This is a genomic window from Acinetobacter ursingii DSM 16037 = CIP 107286 (genome assembly GCF_000368825.1).
In the GTDB taxonomy this organism is placed as follows: Bacteria; Pseudomonadota; Gammaproteobacteria; order Pseudomonadales; family Moraxellaceae; genus Acinetobacter; species Acinetobacter ursingii.
In genome coordinates, this window is sequence record NZ_KB849717.1 from 1,479,924 (window position 1) to 1,500,484 (window position 20,561).

The window sequence follows — 20,561 nt, forward strand, 5'->3', positions numbered from 1 at the left end:
AATTCGTTTAGGATCATTTTATGAGCCAAAGTCATATCCGTATTCGAGGTGCGCGTACCCATAACTTAAAAAACGTGTCTCTCGATATTCCACGCGATAAGTTTGTGGTGATTACGGGACTCTCAGGCTCAGGTAAATCCTCTTTAGCCTTTGATACCTTATACGCTGAAGGTCAGCGTCGCTACGTTGAATCGCTATCGGCTTATGCACGCCAGTTTTTATCGCAAATGGAAAAACCTGATGTGGATGCCATTGAGGGTTTAAGTCCTGCGATTGCGATTGAACAGAAATCCACCAGCCACAACCCCCGTTCAACGGTCGGGACAATTACCGAGATTTATGACTACTTACGTCTACTCTATGCCCGTGTCGGTACGCCTTATTGTCCTGAACATGATTTGCCGATGGTCGCGCAAACCGTGTCTGAAATGGTCGATGCAGTTAAAGCATTAGAAGAAGGCACAGCCTTGATGCTACTGGCGCCCGTAGTTCGCGAACGTAAAGGTGAATATTCACAATTGTTTGAACAACTGCAAGGTCAGGGGTTCGTGCGCGCGCGCGTTGATGGGGAAATTATCGATATTGATAGCCCACCAGAACTAGATAAAAAGAAAAAACATACCATTGAAGTGGTCGTGGATCGTTTTAAAGTGCGAGACGATCTGGGCAATCGGATTGCGGAATCCTTTGAAACCGCGCTGCGTTTAGGTGGTGATCTGGCAATTTTATCATGGATGAAAGACGAACAGCCTGATCGTGTATTTTCTGCCAAACACTCCTGCCCTGAATGTGACCGTGCGGTGGCAGAACTCGAACCGCGGATGTTCTCGTTTAATAACCCTTTCGGTGCTTGTCCTGTCTGTGATGGTTTGGGAACACGTAGTCATTTTAGTCCAGAAAAACTGATTCCTACGCCTGATTTATCTTTGAGCCAAGGTGCGATTCGTGGCTGGGATCGTCAACGCCCGTACTATTATTCGATGCTGCAGAAAGTGGCTGAACATTTTGGTTATTCGCTGGATGAGCCGTGGAATACACTGGATAAAGACACGCAAAAGAAATTTTTATATGGCACAGGCAAAGAAAAAATTGACCTGAGTTATATCGATGAACGAGGTCGCAAACATAATCGAGTGATTCCTTTTGAGGGCGTGATTACTCATCTAGAACGTCGTTATCGTGAAACCGAAAGTAATTATGTTCGTGACGACTTGGCACAATATTTATCCAATGCCGCCTGTGATGCCTGTGGCGGTTCACGTCTGAATGAAATTTCACGCCATGTCAAAGTCAAGGATAAAACCATTGCTGACATTACCAGCATGTCGATTGGTGATGCAGAAAGCTATTATCAGGACTTAAATCTTGACGGTGCCAAAGGTGAAATTGCCGATAAAATCTTTAAAGAAATTCGTGAGCGCTTACACTTTTTGGTCAGTGTCGGACTCAATTATTTGAGTCTAGCACGTTCAGCCGAAACGCTTTCAGGTGGTGAAGCGCAGCGTATTCGTCTCGCCTCACAAATTGGCGCTGGTTTAATGGGCGTGATGTACGTACTGGATGAACCCTCGATTGGTCTACATCAACGTGACAATGACCGTTTGTTGCAAACCCTGATTCGCTTGCGTGATTTGGGCAATACGGTTTTGGTGGTGGAGCATGATGAAGATGCCATTCGCGCTGCCGATCATATTATTGATATTGGCCCAGGTGCAGGTATACATGGTGGTGAAATCATCGCCGAAGGAACCTATGAAGAATTGGCAAATCATGCTGACTCTCTGACAGGTCAATATTTATCGGGCGCTTTAAAAATTGAAGTCCCGAAACAACGTCTGCAATCCCCTACACCTGATCAGAAAATCAAGCTTTCTGGCGCAGCAGGTCATAACCTGAAAAATGTCGATCTGACCATTCCCTTAGGCATTATGACCTGTGTCACAGGGGTTTCAGGCTCAGGTAAATCTACCTTAATTAACCGTACTTTGTTGCCATTAGCTGCAACACAATTGAATGGTGCAACCACACTCACCGCAGAAAAATTTGATTCGATTGATGGGTTGCAACATCTGGATAAAGTCGTGGATATCGATCAAAGCCCGATCGGACGTACGCCACGCTCGAATCCTGCAACCTATACGGGTTTATTTACTCCAATTCGTGAATTATTTGCGCAAACGCCTGAAGCCAAAGCACGTGGTTATGCCGCAGGACGTTTTTCATTTAACGTGAAAGGCGGTCGCTGTGAAGTGTGTGAAGGCGATGGCATGATTAAAGTCGCCATGCACTTTTTACCTGACATGTATGTGCCTTGTGATGCCTGTCATGGTAAACGCTATAATCGTGAAACGCTGGAAGTCACCTATAAAGGTAAAAATATTTCTGATGTTTTAGAGATGACGGTCGAAGATGGCGCAGAATTTTTTAATGCCATTCCTGTGATTCACCGCCGTTTGGAAACACTGACTCAAGTGGGCTTAGGTTATATTCGTTTGGGTCAGGCTGCGACCACACTTTCAGGGGGTGAGGCACAGCGGGTGAAATTGGCACGGGAACTGGCCAAGCGTGATACAGGCAAAACCCTGTATGTGCTGGATGAACCCACTACAGGGCTACATTTCCATGATATTGCTAAGCTGCTCGATATCCTGCATGAGCTACGCAACAAGGGGAATACTATTGTGGTGATTGAGCATAATCTGGATGTAATTAAAACCGCAGACTGGGTGATCGACTTAGGCCCAGAAGGTGGTTCTGGTGGCGGTCAAATTATTGCCGAAGGTACACCTGAACAAGTGGCTGAAGTTGAGATTTCACATACAGGACGTTTCTTAAAGCCGATGTTAAAAATCTAAGGGCAGTTGTAGATCTATCTTCATATTTTGCCTCTTTCCTAGAACAACTCTAAATTTTCGCCATGTTTGGAGTTGTTCACTTTCAATTTGAGGATTCATTTCATCAAAAATCGATAGTTGATTTAAATATAAAGTTTGGAATGCTTTTTCACATCGGTAAAACCAAGAATAAGACATATTCATAAGTAACGATGTATGCATTCTTGATGAGTTAAAACTGTGGGACAAGCTTAAAAAAGCTGCCAATTTTGAGAATCCAAGTAATCTGATTTTTTCTGAAAATATATTCAACTGCTGATTTTCACTCTCTTGTTTCTCCAAATACGCTAAAGGTTCATTGCTTTCATCTGCACATAATTCTCTTAATAATGGATGCGTACATTCATCGAAATTATGATTGGTATATGCTTGATCAATTTGTATACCATAGCGGCTATGTTTTTCAGACCATTCAACAAAATGCTTGTACATCGCTCCATATAAATATTTCCAGTGATCTTCATTATCGATTTCGAAAAAATCTCCCTGTTTCCACTCATTGCAAGCAAAAACCCAAGCTTCTTGTATGATGTCATCTACACTATATTCTTTAGAAATTCTAGAAATTTTTTTCCATAAAAAATGGCGGTTTTGAATTTCTATATAAATTTGTTCTAAGTATTTTTTATGCATCACTTTATATATAAATTTTAAAGCCATGATATTGCTATTTAATTATTTAAACTCTATGAAAATTTGAACTCATAGATTTGCAATTCATCCCTCCACGACATTCTTCCCTTTGGCTTTAGCTCTCAACAATGCCTGATCCGCTTTTTGAAATAATGCCAGCCAATTATCCGCGCCCACTGCTACCCCTATACTGCTTGAAACAAAAAGCGGCGTTTTAAGATCAGACGTTTCAATCGCTTGTTGACTCAGTTTAAATCTCATTTTTTCTGCAAGATTTAAAGCATGCTCCAGCGAAATATCTTCAACCAAAACCAGAAACTCGTCCCCTCCATAACGGACAATTAAATCGGAGTTGCGTACTGATGCTTTTAGAATTTCAGCCACCAGTTTAATCACCTGATCTCCGACCATATGACCGTACTCATCATTGACTCTCTTAAAATTATCAATATCAACAATCATCAAACATAGCCGTGACAAATTCTGTGGATGCTGCGATAAAATCATTAAATAGTCATCTAAGGCCAAACGATTAGATACACCTGTTAAAGCATCTGTATTGGCAATGTTGCGTAACTGAAATTCAAGTGCATCACGCTGCTGCAACATGCGCTGTAATTTTTTTATGGCGCTAAATAATAAGGCAAACTCGTTTTTCTTATCTGTAGTCCCGATGGAACAGTCTGCCGTTCCTTCGGATAGTTGAAGAATTTGCTGTTTCGCTTCAATCAAAGGATGAATAATTCGTCTTAGTGCATAATTCATGGTAAATAAAGCGACAACAAGAGATAACAGCGACAATAATAAAGTGAGAATAAATTGTTGTTCCGCTTTTTCTTTACGTGTTTTTGCCACCTCGACACTGATATCCAAAAGATATTTCTGTAAATCGACCACAGGCGTGAATTTACTCACAATACGTTCTGTAAGTTGAGTTCCAGTCATTGAATAAGCTTCGTGGCGACGGCTTTCATCTAAAAGCTGCCCAACTAATGCAACACCTTCATCCAAAAACTCATGTTTTACTTGCTCATGCAGTTTTTCATATTCAGGGGTTTTGGCATATTGTGGCTGCAAGGTATCAATCAGGTTCCAAAGATATAATGCCTGATATTGGGTTTGCAGAGAACGAGCGCGATTATTATCGGGAATTGCTTCGCGAAAACTCACCGATGCAATCACATTAGATGCAACTCGTCCTGCCTGATCACGTAAATCTGATAACAATAAAATCATGGTGACATAGTCAGAGAGCTGACTGTCTACACTATTTCTTTGAACCACAAACGCTCGCAAAATTTCACGATAACTATCCCAAGCTGCAAACATGGCCTGAACAGCATGGTCATATTGAACCGATGTACGTGAAATGTCAGGAAGAGCGGCATAATCATCGACCAAGACGCGCGCTATTTTTAGCTCATGAATCATATTTTGTTGTAGCTGAAGCGCAATCTGCTGCTGACCAATACCCTTAAGCAAAATCAGATTTTCGTGAATATCCTGATCTACACCTTTGCGATATCGAGCCAATGCCTGCCGATGCGAGGTTTGACTGGCATAAGGACTCGACATCAATTTATTGGCGTATGCGCGTTCTCTTGAAATTTCATTGGCGGTATGGGCCAACAATCTTAAAGATTGAACCCCGATTAGATCCTGTTTAGATACTTGTAATGCTTGATAACTATTGATCATTAGAGGAAAACAAATACACAATAACGATAAAATAATCATCGTCATAAACATAAATAAACGCTGACGAATAGACCTGAAACCTAACTTTGGCATGTTTAAGTAAGACTCCCCAAGACTACGTCTGGTTCTATAAATCAACTGTATTATTTTCGATCTAATTGATTATATTAGCTTAAAACCAAACCAATACCTAATTTCAGCCAGATGATAATAAATCATGCTTTAATTTATTGATTTTTAGATTATAAAATAAATATTTAGACGATTGATCTCAAGACAAGAAAGCTTATAGTATTTTTTATCTTGTAGTCGATCTAACCTCAACGATCTAATCAAACTTAGAAGCTTGGCAAGTTGCCTAGAACAATGGGAGATAAAATCATTTATCTCCCATTTTTAGCTCTAAGCTTGAGAGGAAAGGATGCTTTTCCATCTCTAAGATATGTTCAATGAGTTGGCTTCTATCAATAAAATCTTTATATGCGGCAGGATTTGAACAGCTTATTCGCTAGCCATCGCCAGATGATTAAGTATGGCTGAGGGGTGTCGGCTGTAAAATCTCAATCCAGTAATCATCTGGATCTTTGATAAAGGCGACATAATTCATACGACCTTCACTGAGACGTTTTTGAAAATTCACACCCAATTGCTCAAAACGCTCACATTCTTTCACGACGTCAGGGACAGAAACACATAAGTGCCCAAAACCACGTGGTTCACTGTTGCCATTGTGATAATGAAACTCTGGATCATTTTCAGTACCATGATTTAAGGTCAATTCGAGTACCCCTGATTGGCTTAATACCCACTGTTTACGCTCAATATCGTCTACAGGAATTTCATTTAAATGACGACGTACCAGATAAACAATGGTAAATGCGGCTTCATCAAATACCTGCTCATACACAGGCACAAAACCCAAAACTTTGGCATACCATTGAATCGACTCTTGCAGATTTTTCACCCGAATCATGGTGTGATTAAATACATAATCTTTGGTTTCAGGATTTTCAGAGACAGGAAGATCAAATTTGCTTAATAAATCGTGTAATGCCATGAGGGCTTACTCCAGCCAGATTTCGGAAGAGGAATCATATTAGATAGCGAAACTTTAACGCATCAACAAGCTCAAATCCAATCTGGAGCAAATCATGGTTGCATAAATATACATTTTTATCCAAACCTATCTTCAAAATTTTTTTACAAGTGAGATGTTCAATCTTCAAACAAATACGCATTTGAGACTTGTTTTTTTCGTGGGCTTCGGTAAAATTCACGCCACGTTGCCGGCATAGCTCAGTTGGTAGAGCAACTGACTTGTAATCAGTAGGTCCACAGTTCGAATCCGTGTGCCGGCACCATTTCCCCTTCTATTGATCCTAAAATTTTCTTTTTATTTTTTTATTGCACTGATTTGCATATAACGAATCATACCTTCTCTGTTCAAGTAATCACACAATTTTGCGGTTGCCTGTATTTTAAATTGCGCCAAATCCTTTTTTGTATTGGAATTTGAAGCCATAAACCGTGCAAAACCACCTAATACCGACTCGGTGATATCGACGCTTTTAACTTGATAAAACCCGTGTTGTTCAAGTTGAAGCCGAGTCATGCTAAGCGTGGCGATGTAGCTCAGATTTACATCCGCAGCTTTAAGCAAATAAGAATATTTTTGTTGCTGAAATCGGGAAAGTTGCCGCCATTTCTCCGACAAAACCAAATAATGAAAACCCAAACGTCCCTGTGTTTTTAGCACGGGTTTGACTGCATCTAAAAAGCGTCGTAAGTCACTATGATAAGCCGCATCTATACACAAGATGACATCAAAAGCTTCTGGCGAATAAAGCTGATTTAAATCTAAAAATGAACCTTGCTGAATGTGCGCTAACTGCGGTAAATGTTGATAAATCCGCCGAATAAGTGCTGGCTGTAACTCGAGCGCGCTAAGCTGTTGCACCTGATAGTGCTCGATCCAATGTTGCAAACTCGCACCTTGACCACAGCCCAAATCCAGTAAACGGTCTTGTGCCGTTAACTGAACTGCGTTTGCCAGTTGATCTGCTAACTGGCAACATGCGGTTTTATAATCTGTTGTATTGTCCCAATATCCAAGATTACTCCATGCTAGTGTCCGTTCATCCCCCAATTGTGCGGCATCAATTGCATATTTATGAGGAAGTTTAGCCGTTAACGCATGAAGTAATTTCATCGATTTAGTAGCCGAGTTGGGGAGCAACCTCCACTTTAGGTGTTAAGCCTACAAACGGCAATGGCGCGTTAAAAATTTCAGCAATATGCATGGCTGAAGTCACCGCAGATTCTAAAATAGGTAAACCATCGCAAGACCATGAACCACAGAAAAAGACCTTACGATTTGGCATTTTGTGACGTTGTTGCAATTCCTTGTTTAACGCGACTGTTTTGGAGTCCACGACTGCACGGGTCAATTTCACAGTAGAAATGATTTTCTTTGGATCAATTTCTGTAACAGGTCGCCAAGTCTGGAACACTGGATTTTTACCCACCAATGTTGGTTCAACCGCATTCATCCACACAGTAAATTGTTGACGGGTAAATTTACGATCCATCATATAGCTTAGGACTGACCAGTCTTTGCGACGTGGCGGCATCACCGATGTATCGGTATGGATCACCAGATCGCCATCTTCAAAACGAAATTGTTTTAAGATCGCAATATCATCTGCAAATTGTTCAGTATTTAAAAATTCTTCAACTTTGGAAGTGGGCGTCGCCACAATCACGCGATCATATAACCCTTGTTCGCCTTGAGTATTGACCACTTTTACTTTTTCGCCCTGTTGCTCGACCTGAGTAATCGCCGAACCACTACGAATATCCACCCCATCAATCAAACGATCAACAAAGGCAGGCGTTCCACCTTGCATACGCAATAAAGCATCACCATCGGTCAGTTGACGCAAAAAAGTCAATAAAGGTTTTGCAGGCCATTCACCGATGGTTTTAGGATTACAGGTACAAATGGTATATAGCACAGGCATCACCGCACCATGCCAAAACACTTCTTCAATATGATTCTGATTAATAAATTCGGCTAAGGTAATATCCTGTTGTTTAGACTTAAAAAACTGATTAATCGCAGTTTTTAGCTGTAACATTCCTTTCACCAGACGCCAACCATATTGTTGAATCCCTTTTTTGTTATTGATAATCGGGAAGTTTCCAATGCGGCTGCGGTTCGTGGTTAACCAAGTTTCTGTACGGTCTTCAAATAACCAGCTACACGCCATATAGGTACGTACTGGAAACATTTTCATACCCAAATGCGTTGCCAGACTTAAAGTATTCTTCCATAAATAGGGATTCATCACACGCAAAGGAGCATCGATCACCCCGCCCTCGAATTCAATACTATGGCTATCCATTCCTCGACCTGAGAGGGCTTCAAATATCGTCACCGTATGTCCTGCATCTTTTAAAATTCTTGCGGTAGCAAGACTAGCCATTCCGCTACCGATAATTGCGATATCCAAAATTATGATCCATCAGTTGAGAATTTTTTTGATTATGACTGATCGTCATGAAAAACACCGTATTAAAATCTACCAGTTTTTCTTAAAATTTTTAGCATTTTGAATAAAAAATAATCAAATAAAAATGTGATTTACATCACACTATAGTTATCAAACAAATAATTGAAATTATTGTAGTTTTAATCTTATATTTTTCAAAAAACTGATTAAAAAAAACAAGATAAATTAACCATTCGATCAATAAAGATTTTACAGTGATCTTCAATTGCGATAGGATGAACCCATAAAAATGCAAACTAAATCACAAAAAGTTCTTATAAAAACCTTAAAATGATAATCATCACATTACAGCGAAAAAGCCCTTTATCAAGGTTGATAAAGGGCTTTCTTATTTGAAAATAATCACGGTTTAGTGGTTGAGTTGAGCCTCTGTACTAATCCGACCAAATTTTCCGTTATTGAAGTCATGAATGGCTTCAATAATTTCTTTTTTACTGTTCATGACAAATGGCCCATAACCTTCAATTGGCTCATTCAAAGGCTCGCCAGTCAACACCAGAAATTTGGCATCGCTGTTGGCTGTCAGTTCAAAATCGACATCAGCCTGATCAAAAATGACCACTGAACGCTCACCCACTTCATGTGTTGCATTGATCGAGACATTACCACTCATCACCACCAACAGTGAATTATGTCCTACAGGAACGCTGAACGTATGGGTTTTACCCGCAGTGATAAAGCCATCCCAGACATTCACAGGACTAAAGGTGGTGGCAGCCCCTTGTGCGGTTTGGTACTCACCAGCCACGACACGGATATAACTTCCTGCATCATCCAATGGAATTAATGGAATTTGATCCGATTCAATCGCCTGATATTTGGCAGGCGTCATTTTTGAATGCGCAGGTAAATTCACCCAAAGCTGTGCCATTTCAAACAAACCACCGTGCTCTGCAAACTCAGGTGAATGAAATTCTTCGTGCAGAATACCACCGCCTGCCGTCATCCATTGCACATCACCTGTTTTAATCGTTCCACCACCACCTGCTGAATCTTTATGCGTCACTTCACCTTTGTAGGCAATCGTCACTGTTTCGAAACCACGGTGCGGATGTGAGCCGACACCTCGTTGTGAATGCGTCGGTTTAAACTCATAAGGTGCGGCATAGTCCAATAACAAAAATGGACTAATGGCTTGTCCAAAACGATCATAAGAAAATAGATTGTTGACTGGAAAGCCATCACCGACCCAGTGCATGTGTTTGTTTTGATAAATACCTTGAATATTCTTCATTGCCATCACTCCTCTATCAGGGCTAGCATTTGTACAAATTTTACGCCGATCCTGATAGAAGTGATACCGTCTGCATAAAACTCAGTGTCTCATATTTAAGACAATTTAAGGCTTAAAAACTAGATATTTAGAAATATTTATCGAAATTACAGAAAAATATCCTATTTTTATGATTGTTTATCTCAATAAATTTTCTTAAATGCCCATCTTCGCTCATCTAACATGGAAAACTTGGCTAGCCTATTTTTTTTAAAGGCTGGCAACCGCTCAAGAGAGGAGATAAATCATGAGCAAACCTTATGTGCGTTTAGATAAAAATGATGCTGCGGTATTATTGGTTGATCACCAAACAGGTCTACTTTCGTTGGTGCGTGATATTGATCCAGATAAATTTAAAAATAATGTGTTGGCTGTAGCTGACATCGCTCAATATTTTAATCTACCTACCATTTTAACGACCAGTTTTGAAGATGGACCTAATGGCCCGCTCGTTCCTGAATTAAAAGAATTGTTCCCAGATGCGCCATATATTGCCCGTCCAGGACAAATCAATGCATGGGACAATGAAGATTTTGTCAAAGCCGTGAAAGCCACGGGTAAAAAGCAATTAATTATTGCTGGCGTAGTCACCGAAGTATGTGTTGCATTTCCAACCCTGTCTGCACTGGCAGAAGGCTTTGAAGTCTTCGTGATTACCGATGCATCTGGTACATTTAATCATCTTACTCGCGATGCAGCGTGGGATCGTATGTCTCAGGCTGGCGCACAATTAATGACATGGTTCGGTGCAGCAGGTGAATTACACCGCGATTGGCGCAATGACATTGAAGGTCTAGGTCAGTTATTTTCAAACCATATTCCTGATTATCGTAATCTGATGACCAGTTTTGCCTTAACACATTCTGATCATAAATAAGTTGCAACCCAACGATCCGAATAAAAATAAGAGTGAGCCAATCACTCTTATTTTATTTTAGTATGTAATAAAACAAAGACGACCTGTTTGATTGAGGCCGAAACATGCATTCATTTGATGATTATTATTATTTTTATTTGGTGGTCAAACATGGTGGATTTAGTGCTGCCAGTGAAGCTGAAAATATAACCAAATCCAAGCTCAGTCGCCGCATTTTAGAGCTTGAGGATAAATTCAATGTGAATTTAATCCAGCGAACGACGCGACATTTTAAAGTCACTGCGTTAGGACAAGAGTTTTATGAAGAATGTGCCAAAGTGATTGCACAGGTAGAATGCGCCAAAAATGTATTATTACAACAACGTACCGAACCGCAAGGTCTGGTCAAAATTAGCTGTCCGTTATTGATGATGCGTTTTCAGATTCGAGAATTGATCAATCATTTTCTAAAAGCTTATCCCAAAGTTGAAATCGAATTAGAGCTGACCAGCCGCCGAGTCGATGTTTTGTATGATGATATTGATATTGCGATTCGTACCAATTTTGAGATGACTGAAGATTCGAGTCTGATTGTTCGAGATGTGATTAAGACCACGCATTGTCTGGTGGCAGCCCCTGAAGTCTTACAAGGCAAACTCATCGAAAACTATCAACAACTCACAGACTTTCCGTGTATCGGTTTAGGCAATCAGAAACAGGATTATGTCTGGGTTTTAAGGCATCATGAAAATAATCGACACGTTGATATTCGTTTTAATCCACGTATGCGTTGCAATGATCTGGCGGGAGTATACTACGCTGCCTGTGATGGTTTGGGAATCGCAGATTTACCCTATTTGACCGTCGAAGAAGACATTAAACAGGGAAAATTAATTCATATTTTGCCCGAGTGGGAGTCCAATGAAGGGATGGTACAACTGGTGTATGCTTCACGCAAAGGCCAGCGTCTCGTGGTTGAAAAGTTAATCGAAACACTGGTCGGTGGCATGCGCTCACTAGGCAATATGAAAAAAGGCTATCGTCTCATTTAAAATCTTATGCGTTGTTACAACTTTGATTTGCTGTATTGGCTTCCAGATTAACAATCGCTGACATACCAATCGCAATTTTATCGAGACCTTTTTGTTGCGGATCAAAGCTGATTTTGACAGGGAAACGTCGCACAATTTTTGTAAAATTTCCTGTGGCATTATCAGGCGGTAACAATGCCAGTTCTGCACCACTACTACGTGAAATACTATCAATTTTTCCACAGAACTTTTGATGAGGAATCGCGTCCAGACTAAATTCCACCCGATCTCCAGGTGCGAGTTTAGCAAGTTGTGTTTCTTTTAAATTCGCTTCAATCCAAAGCTGATGGATGGGAGCAACCACGATCAGATTTTTACCGACACTCACAAACTCACCCTCACGAACTTTACGCGAGACCACAGTTCCCTCACGTGGAGCCATCAGCTTAGTGGCAGCCAAATTATTTTCCGCCTGCGCTAAATTGGCTTGGGCGGCGACCAGCGATGCTTTTAATGAATCATTTTGTGCTTTTAACACCTGAATATTCTGTTGCGATTCTTTGATTTTAATATTAGAAACATTGACTAAAGAAGTTTGGCTCACCGTGTCTTCAACCGCTTTGTCATATTCACTTTTACTCATGCCCCCTATTGCAGCAAGTTCTTTGGTACGTTTGAGATGATTATCCGCACGAAGCTGAGCAGCTTTGGATGCCGCAATTTCTGCTCTGGATATCTCAACCTGATCTTGAGCCAGCTTAATTTTTTCCTCTAGCTCATGTTGACTGGCCTGAATTTCCAAAATCCGTGCCTGCGCTTGATCTACCGCAGACTGATAGTCTGTTGCATCAATTTCGACCAGTAACTGACCTGCTTTGACATGCTGATTATCCGAGACATTGACTTTGGTCACATATCCGCCGACTTTATTGGCAATATAAGTCAGATCGCCTTTGACATAAGCATTGTCAGAAGACTGTGAATTTTTACTGACACTCCAGTAAAAATACAGAAAATATACCACCGCAAAAAGCGCACACATGATCACCAAAGCAATCACAACACGCACCCAAGGACGAAACGGTCTTTTAGCTTGAATAGTTTCTGTGGTCATGAATTTATCTCGGCAAAGTTAATGCATGGCTTTACTGTATGGGAAAACCCAGACACAAGCGGATGCGATAAATAAAATGAAAAATACCAGCAAAAATGCGTCGTTATAGGACATCGCAAAAGCTTGAATCCGAATATGTTGATTCAACTGTGCATAGCTCACGGCATTTAATGCTGACGGATCACTTAATGCGGTACTCAAGCTGTGACGGATACTTTCCAGCATTGATAAGGTTTGCTCATTTTGTAACTGAACATCCTCGCCGATCATGGCAGAATGCAATTTTTCACGTTCATTAATAAAGTGATTTAAGATGCCAATACCACCCACCAAACCAATTACCCGTGCATAGTTAAAACCAATACCACAAGTGGGACCTTCCGTTGGAATAATGTCATATAGCACCAGATGCAAGGTCGCCAAAGAAAATACGCCCTGCCCTAAACCTGCCACAAAAATAGGCCATAGGAAATCATGGATCGCCCATTGTGAAGTCGAAAAACTACAATACAGTGAACTAAAAGCCAAAATGCATAAGGCCAGTGACATCATGATACGCTGATCAATACGTGGGCTCAGATAATAAGCCGTCATCACGCCTATGAAAGTACCCACAGAAAAAGGCCAAAGCACTTCCGCAATTTGTTCAATCCGAAAGCCTGAAAGCTGAATTAGAAACTGAGGAATTACCCAAATAATAAACAGTGAACCAAAACGGAAAATCACCTGAAAAATAAGCGCATAGCTAAATGGTTTATAAAACAGAGTTAATTTGAACAATGCCGCATCATGTCGAATAAAATGCATAATCGCAAAGCCCATCAACAAAAAACCTGCCAAAAAACTGGCGCTAATCCACCATGCTTCAAACCAGAAATGTCGCTCACCTTCTGACAAAACCATCACGATTAAACTGAGACCCGCCGAAATCAGTAAATAACCCACCCAGTCAAACAACTTAAATGCTTCAAGTCGAATCGGATCTTCCTTAAACAAAAAATTGGCAAGAATGACATAAGCAATAATCCCTAGCGCGGGAATAATGAACAGCAAATGCCAGTTTTCGCTATACAGAAAAAGGCTGCCTAACCATGCAGAAACGCCAATTCCAATCGCAGTGGCAAGTGCAAAATAGGTTAAGCCCCGCGTCCGAATCAGACCCGCAGGATGGGTAGAAAACAGGATAATAAACATTAAAATCGGTAACATGCCTGCAAAAAAACCATGCAGGATCCGTAAAAACAACATCACGGCAAAAGAATGAGTCATTACGATCAACAAAGAACTCAGAATAAAACCCAGTCCTGCAATCATCATGGCGCGTCGACGACCAAAGGCTCCTGAAAGCAAAAAGGCAATCGGTAAACCCAGTATTTGTCCAACATTGTATAGGGTCACCACCCAACCCACTTCCTGCGAGGTCACTGCAAAAGCACCTGCGATATCTTGCTGCGCAAAAATAATCGACAAAGGAAATGTACTGCTCACAATCGCGCCAAAAGCCGCGATGGTCATTGCCATTATTCGTTGCATTTTCACTGCATCTGGCATGTCATTTCCTTGGGTTTACTGGGTCAGGATATTGATCGTGAAGCTATAAAACTATCTTTGCAATGATAAACATCGGCTAGAACAAGATGTTAAGATCACACATCAACTATTCATCAGTTTTCAGCTCATTTGATTTTAAATGTTTTTTGATCAGCAAATGTGATGTCCATCGAAAAAGATCGTTTTATTATTAGGATAATCAGTTTTATCATCAGAACAGATTAAACTCACCAAGCTTTTTTTAAAGCTTAGCGTTGAAATATGCTTGATTCTGACGATTCAGTACAGCTAAAAATAAATGTGGATCGAAAAATACAGCTTCGATGCTTAGGCTCTAAATGCCAAAAGCCCTCATCATGTGATAAAGGCTTTTGTTCTGGATAGATCAATAGTGTTCAATACAGTTCATTTTATCAATGTGTTAGATAAACCAACTCAATGGATATCTCGATTTAAATCTACAATGACTGCATTGTGATTCAAATTACCAATCTTTTTCCAATCTCATATTCCAATCCAATTGAAAAGGGCTATGGGCTTGCTTCTCAAGTTTTTCAATGATTTTAATTGTATTCTGATCGGCTGTTAATTTCAGCTCGGTCTCTGTGGAATACAACCAAAATCGGAAACCATAAATATAGCTACGATTAAAATCATGCCATGAGTTAAATAACGGCTGAATTTTCTGACAAATCACCAGTGAGCGTTGAAGTGCATCTTCCTTAGTGATCATGCCTGCAAGATAAAAATCAGATAAAAGATATACCGCACGACCAAGATCCCATGCCAATATTGCTTGGTCTGCAAATTCCTGTGTTGCATCAAAACTTACACGGTCTAATTGTTGATGTTTTATATTCGATGTAATTTTTTGATTATGTCTTTCAAAATCCTGTCGGCTGAGTCCTAAGAGTTGCATTTCATCTACATATTTTAAAAGCAGCGCATTATGTAATCCCTGTTCACTGGTCAATTCAGCAATCATGGCATTACCTTCTTCTAAATCATGTATCCCCCAATGTTTGATCAGGTTCTGTTTAGCCAGTTCAGTGGTTTGCTTTTTTTTGGCTACGCCGCCAAATACATAATTCAAATTACGTTGATTCAGCGTTAAAAGTACAGCGCATGTTCCGTTCATCCACAAGATCGCTGGTGTGGCCTTGTTTCCCTCTGGTTTAGGTTTTTGAAAAAAAGACCATGCTACTGCAATCAACACCAGTCCAATTACTAGATACGTAATATATTCCATACAACATTTCCCCAAATCATCAATAAAAATAAAAATGCTTTCTAATTTTTTTAAATGCACAACCCTATCTAGGCATGGAGCAAATGATCAGATAATGAAAGATTCTTCATGACAAACTTATGCTTCATCATCTTTTTTAGATTGACCCGTATGCTCCACCTAGACATTTACTTACATGGTTTTACCGCTCTCTTAACGCTTCTTTAGCTTTGTTAAACGGTTTTAATAAATAATCCAGTACCGTCTTCTCACCCGTACGAATATCCACCGTCGCCACCATCCCTGGCGTGATACTAAACGACTTGCCTTCTTTGTTATAAAGCTTGTCAGAATCGGTACGGATATACACCCGATAATAAAACTGATCCTGCTTCACCTCATCTCGAATCGTATCTGGCGAAATCACTGTCACCTTGCCTTTTAACCCCCCATAAATCGAGTAGTCATAGGCGGTGATTTTGACCAGTGCTTCCTGACCCGGATGAATAAAGGCAATATCTCGTGGTGAAATACGTGCTTCAATCAACAATTGTTCATCCAGTGGCACAATGGTCATCAACTTGCCATTTTGTGGAATCACCCCACCTTGCGTGGTCACTGCAATTTCCTTGACCACACCACGTACCGGGGCTTTAAATGTGGTGCGGTTTAAAGTGTCAGTACGACCACGTACAATCTGCATTTGTTGTTCGGTGTCGGTATTGGCTTTTGATAATTCTTCACGTGATTTGACGTAATATTGGTTACGTGCATCATTGATTTTATTTTGCAGGTCATTGGCTTCACGTTTTAAGCGTAATACTTCTACTTCACTGGCAGCACCTTTGGCAACCAAAGGTTCGGTCATGGTGAGTTCCTGCTGAACCAGTTGTAAAGCCAGTTTTAAACCCGAAATTGACTGTTCCAGATTTTCGCGTCTGGAGTTATACAAGGCGGTTTCTTCTTGTACCAGTTTCGGATCTTTTTTCACCTCATCGGGAAAGACCAATGGGGTACCATTTACTTCTGCACGTAATCGCGCTGCTGTCGCCTGTGCAGAGATCAGTAAGGATTGCGATTCGCCTACATTAGATTCAAAGCGGGTCGGATCCAGCTGTGCCAGCACTTGTCCTTTTTCGACGATATCACCTTCTTGTACATCCAGCTTGGTCAGGATTCCACCATCCAGTGATTGAATCACTTGTTCTTTAGAAGATGGAATAACTTTGCCTGTACCCGTAGAGACTTCTTCAAGTTGAAATAGTCCTGCCCAAAGCAATAATATCAGCAAGCCGATACCGATAATCCAGATCACTAAACTGGCGCGGGGTAAAGGTGGTTCTTTATAGGACACTTTTGTCGCGCGTTTTGGGTGTTGTAGTGCGTCACTCATGAACGTGCTCCTGGTCCTGTTTGAATCTGTTGGGCTACTGTGGCGGCGTTCTGGCCATTGAGGATCTGGTCACGCGGTCCATCCATGACGATTTTGCCTTCATTGACCACGATAATCCGATCGACCAGCTCCAATACTGCACGTCGATGTGTTGCCACAATTAAGGTGCGATGCCCTAGCCATGTTTTTAAGTGATCAATCAACATTTTTTCTGAAACATCATCAATCGATGCAGTTGGTTCATCCAGTAGTAAGATGTTCGGTTGTCGAATCAGTAGTCGTGCCAACAATAAGGCTTGTCGTTGTCCACCCGAGAAACCCACACCTCCCTCTAAAATCAGATGATCCAGTCCTTCTTTTTTCTCTTCAACGAAGCTTAACGCACCTGTCATTTTCAGAACTTTGAGAATATCTTCATCATTGGCCAAAGGTGCGCCAAGGGTTAAGTTTTCTCGAATGGTGCCGTAAAACAGGTGGGCATTTTGGTTTAAAAGTCCCATGTCACGACGGATATCTGATGGATCAATCAGGCTTAAGTCCAAACCATCCAGACTGATTTTGCCTTGTAGTGGAAATTGCATGCCAGACAGCAGTTGTAGTAAGGTCGATTTACCTGCGCCATTACGCCCAAGTACCGCAATCTTTTCTCCTGCCTGTATGCTCAGATTCGGGATGATCAAGGTCGGTTTGGGATCATCCTGTCCATATTGAAATACTACGCCCTTGAGTTCATAGTCACCATAGATCACAGGTTTATGAATCAGATGTGCCTGATCTGGTTGATCTACTGGCTTTTTCATCAGTTCATCCAGACTGGTTTTTGCGACTTTGGCTTGTTGTAAACGTCCCAATACCCCCGTGATTTGTGAAATCGGTGCCAGCATTCGAGAGGATAGAATCGAACAGGCCACCAATGCACCTGTGGTCATGTCTCCTTTAATCACAGCAAAGCATCCCACTAATACCACTATCGCATAGGTCAGACCCTGTATTTTTTGGGTCCAGGCAGTGAGTATCCCCACGATCTTCCGCTGCCGCATGCTGATATCAGCAGAGACTTCATTCATGTGGTTCCACTGGTTTTGAAAGCGGGATTCAGCGCGCAGTAGTTTGATGTCTTCAATGCCCTGTACTGCTTCCACTAAGATGGCATTACGAATTGAGGATTCACGCATGCCTTCTTGTGCCAGTTTGGCTAATTTTTTTTGTACCAGCAGTCCTGGCACAATCATCAATGGCACCACCAAGACCATCACCCAGAATAAGTTCCCGCCAATCAACCAGAAAATCACCAGAAACAGGAAGAAGAATGGCAAATCAGCAATGGCACTGATGGTGGTTGAGGTCACCAGTTCACGCACTCCTTCTAATTCACGGACTTGTGAAATAAAAGTCCCTGTTGATTTGGAGCGTTCTTTATTTTTGATGCGTAGTGCATGGCCAAATACCCGGTCTGAGATTTTCAGATCCGCTCGTTTTCCAATGATATCGGACAGATAAATTCGGGCAACACGTAATACAAATTCAAAGATCGCTGCCAGTAATACCCCACCTGCCAATACCCATAGGGTTGAATAAGACTGGGAAGGAACCACACGGTCATACACCTGCATGGAAAAGATAATGGTCGCCAATGCCAGAATATTGGCAATCAGTGAGGCGAACATGATATCGATATAGCGTTTCCAGTCTTTGAGAACAATCGACCAGAACCAGCTCGGTTCATAGGGTTTGATGTATTCATCGACGCGTGCATCAGGAATTGATGTTTCTGGTCGTACGATATAGATGTTTTTGATCAGGCTATTAAGTTGATCCAGACGAAAGCTTTGGGCTAAGCCTTGTTCTCCACTGAGCTGGATGCTGACCTGTCCTTCTCCATCCGCTTTGTCTATGACCCCGACTTGTCCATCATGAAATTCTGCGATGACGGGCAAGCGCCATGGGTTTAAGAGTTCGTTTGAGAAGGTAAGTTTGCGATAGTTCAGTCCCATTTGTCGGCAAATCAGTAATAGTACGTCATCCACCGTGTGGTTCTGGTTCCAGTCCAGTTGAAGGCGGATGCGTTCTTCTGACGGTTCGATCCGATAGTGTTTGGCGATCACAAGGACGGATTGTAACCACGGCTGATAATTGAATGCTTGACTCATGGTTGCACCTCAAATCCCTGAATTGAAAGATGGTTTAGTTGGTAGGCCTGACGAGTCCGTCCCGTGGTCTGGATAAATTGCACCAGACTGTTGTAAATGTCATAACGTGCAGTTTCAAGTTCGTTGTTGGCCGCATGAATGGCCATTTCTGCGTTAAGCAAATCCAGTACTGAGCGCGTCCCCAGTTTATATTGTTCCTGATATAGCTCACGGGTTCTGACCGTGGTTGCTTGTCGTTCTGACAATACTTGTATTTGTCTTTGTTTGTTTTCGATGTTTTCGCGTGTGGTACGCAGTTGATCCAGTACATCCAGATACACGGTGTTGACTTTGGAGCGTGCCGCTTCTTCTGCATAGCTGGCAGATTTTACTTGGGCAGCCACTGCACCCCCCTGAAAGAAGTTACTGGAGGCTTCCAGCATGATGCTGTTATAAAAGCCATCGTCTTTGTTGTTATTGGGATTGACCCCATTTAGGGCCTGGCTCAGTGAACCTTTGACAGATAAGGTCGGATAGAGGCTGAGCTGAGTTTGTTTTTTTTGGGATTTGGCAACTTCTACTTCTGCCTGTGCTGAAATCATTTTTGGGATGGTGTTAAATTCTGGATCTCTAAAGAGATCAGAGGATTGCACCAGATTTTCTGGAATCGTCCAGTTTTTATTGCTGACATCAAAGCCCAAAAGCGTGCGTAGCCGCTGTTGGTATTGTCGCAGTAAGGATTGTTGGGCGATCAGGCTCGATTGTGCCGATTGTAAGTAAGATTCAGCCTGTACAGGGTCAGCTTGACTGCTAATCCCTGCATTGGCTCGCAAGTTGGCAATATCCAGAATGCGCTGGATACCTGCCACCTGTTGTTCTCCAATCTGGCTGATGCGTTGGTAGCGTTCAATATTGATCACCGCAGAGGCAACCTGATAGGCAATGTCATCGATGCTGACCAGTACGTTGGCCTGTTCTACAATCAGTTTGGCTTTTTGGGTATCGACACTGGATTTGACTTTGCCAAAGTCATATAAGAGTTGGGTGGCACTCAAGGTCAGGAGCTGGCGACCGCGTTCGCCTGTGGTTAAATCACAGAGGTGGATCAGGAAATTTGAACAACACTTATAAGTTATATTTTGCTCCCCAAATGATGTTATAAACATCAATATATGGAGTATTTTATGGC

15 protein-coding genes and 1 tRNA gene are annotated in these 20,561 nt (G+C 41.5%); 4 read left to right on the top strand and 12 right to left on the bottom strand.

Features of this window, described 5'->3' with window-relative positions; genetic code table 11:
• The first annotated feature begins 20 nt into the window (after positions 1–20).
• Positions 21–2,855, top strand: coding sequence for an excinuclease ABC subunit UvrA (gene uvrA / locus F944_RS14420; protein ID WP_004992018.1), 2,835 nt, complete (start codon positions 21–23; stop codon positions 2,853–2,855).
• Here uvrA and F944_RS14425 read toward each other — a convergent pair.
• The 3 genes from F944_RS14425 to gloA all read right to left on the bottom strand — a co-directional run bounded on the left by F944_RS14425 (position 2,844) and on the right by gloA (position 6,282).
• Complete coding sequence (locus tag F944_RS14425; protein ID WP_004992019.1) at positions 2,844–3,554, bottom strand: hypothetical protein; 711 nt, start codon at positions 3,552–3,554, stop codon at positions 2,844–2,846. The genes uvrA and F944_RS14425 overlap by 12 nt on opposite strands.
• Positions 3,555–3,611: 57 nt before the next feature.
• The gene (locus tag F944_RS14430) at positions 3,612–5,318 is read right to left on the bottom strand and encodes a GGDEF domain-containing protein (protein ID WP_004992020.1); all 1,707 of its coding nucleotides are present in this window, start codon (positions 5,316–5,318) and stop codon (positions 3,612–3,614) included.
• A gap of 433 nt (positions 5,319–5,751) precedes the next feature.
• Positions 5,752–6,282: a lactoylglutathione lyase gene (gloA, locus tag F944_RS14435; protein WP_004992021.1), complete on the bottom strand. Its 531-nt coding sequence runs from the start codon at positions 6,280–6,282 to the stop codon at positions 5,752–5,754.
• A 228-nt stretch (positions 6,283–6,510) separates the two neighbouring features.
• On the opposite strand from gloA, the gene F944_RS14445 reads away from it, so the two are divergent.
• A tRNA-Thr gene (locus F944_RS14445) sits at positions 6,511–6,586 on the top strand.
• A 32-nt stretch (positions 6,587–6,618) separates the two neighbouring features.
• On the opposite strand, the gene F944_RS14450 is transcribed toward F944_RS14445, so the two are convergent.
• The 3 genes from F944_RS14450 to F944_RS14460 all read right to left on the bottom strand — a co-directional run bounded on the left by F944_RS14450 (position 6,619) and on the right by F944_RS14460 (position 10,031).
• A complete protein-coding gene (locus F944_RS14450; RefSeq protein WP_004992023.1) occupies positions 6,619–7,434 on the bottom strand; it encodes an SAM-dependent methyltransferase in 816 nt (271 codons plus the stop codon).
• A gap of 4 nt (positions 7,435–7,438) precedes the next feature.
• Complete coding sequence (locus F944_RS14455; protein ID WP_004992025.1) at positions 7,439–8,737, bottom strand: FAD-dependent oxidoreductase; 1,299 nt, start codon at positions 8,735–8,737, stop codon at positions 7,439–7,441.
• Positions 8,738–9,146: 409 nt separating this feature from the next.
• A complete protein-coding gene (locus F944_RS14460) occupies positions 9,147–10,031 on the bottom strand; it encodes a pirin family protein (RefSeq protein WP_004992028.1) in 885 nt (294 codons plus the stop codon).
• A 286-nt stretch (positions 10,032–10,317) separates the two neighbouring features.
• Here F944_RS14460 and ycaC point away from each other — a divergent pair, with 286 nt between their 5' ends.
• Positions 10,318–10,947: an isochorismate family cysteine hydrolase YcaC gene (gene ycaC, locus F944_RS14465; RefSeq protein WP_004992029.1), complete on the top strand. Its 630-nt coding sequence runs from the start codon at positions 10,318–10,320 to the stop codon at positions 10,945–10,947.
• Between the two features lie 104 nt (positions 10,948–11,051).
• Entirely contained in the window at positions 11,052–11,978 is a 927-nt protein-coding gene (locus F944_RS14470) for a LysR substrate-binding domain-containing protein (RefSeq protein WP_004992030.1), read from the top strand.
• A 4-nt stretch (positions 11,979–11,982) separates the two neighbouring features.
• On the opposite strand, the gene F944_RS14475 is transcribed toward F944_RS14470, so the two are convergent.
• From F944_RS14475 to F944_RS14500, 6 genes are all read right to left on the bottom strand, one after another.
• Positions 11,983–13,071 (bottom strand): HlyD family secretion protein, encoded by a 1,089-nt coding sequence (locus F944_RS14475; RefSeq protein ID WP_004992031.1) that lies wholly within the window; start codon positions 13,069–13,071, stop codon positions 11,983–11,985.
• Between the two features lie 18 nt (positions 13,072–13,089).
• Positions 13,090–14,622 carry an MFS transporter gene (locus tag F944_RS14480; protein WP_004992034.1) on the bottom strand — a complete coding sequence of 511 codons (1,533 nt, stop codon included), beginning with the start codon at positions 14,620–14,622 and terminating at the stop codon, positions 13,090–13,092.
• A 484-nt stretch (positions 14,623–15,106) separates the two neighbouring features.
• On the bottom strand, positions 15,107–15,871 hold the full coding sequence (locus tag F944_RS14485; protein ID WP_004992035.1) for a DUF1266 domain-containing protein: 765 nt from the start codon (positions 15,869–15,871) through the stop codon (positions 15,107–15,109).
• Positions 15,872–16,052: 181 nt separating this feature from the next.
• Positions 16,053–17,243: an HlyD family type I secretion periplasmic adaptor subunit gene (locus F944_RS14490; protein ID WP_004988690.1), complete on the bottom strand. Its 1,191-nt coding sequence runs from the start codon at positions 17,241–17,243 to the stop codon at positions 16,053–16,055.
• Positions 17,240–19,393, bottom strand: coding sequence for a type I secretion system permease/ATPase (locus tag F944_RS14495; RefSeq protein WP_004992037.1), 2,154 nt, complete (start codon positions 19,391–19,393; stop codon positions 17,240–17,242). Before F944_RS14495 ends, F944_RS14490 begins: the two co-directional genes overlap by 4 nt.
• The coding region (locus tag F944_RS14500) for a TolC family protein (RefSeq protein WP_004992052.1) at positions 19,390–20,561 on the bottom strand (1,172 nt) is incomplete at its 5' end. The genes F944_RS14495 and F944_RS14500, both read right to left, overlap by 4 nt.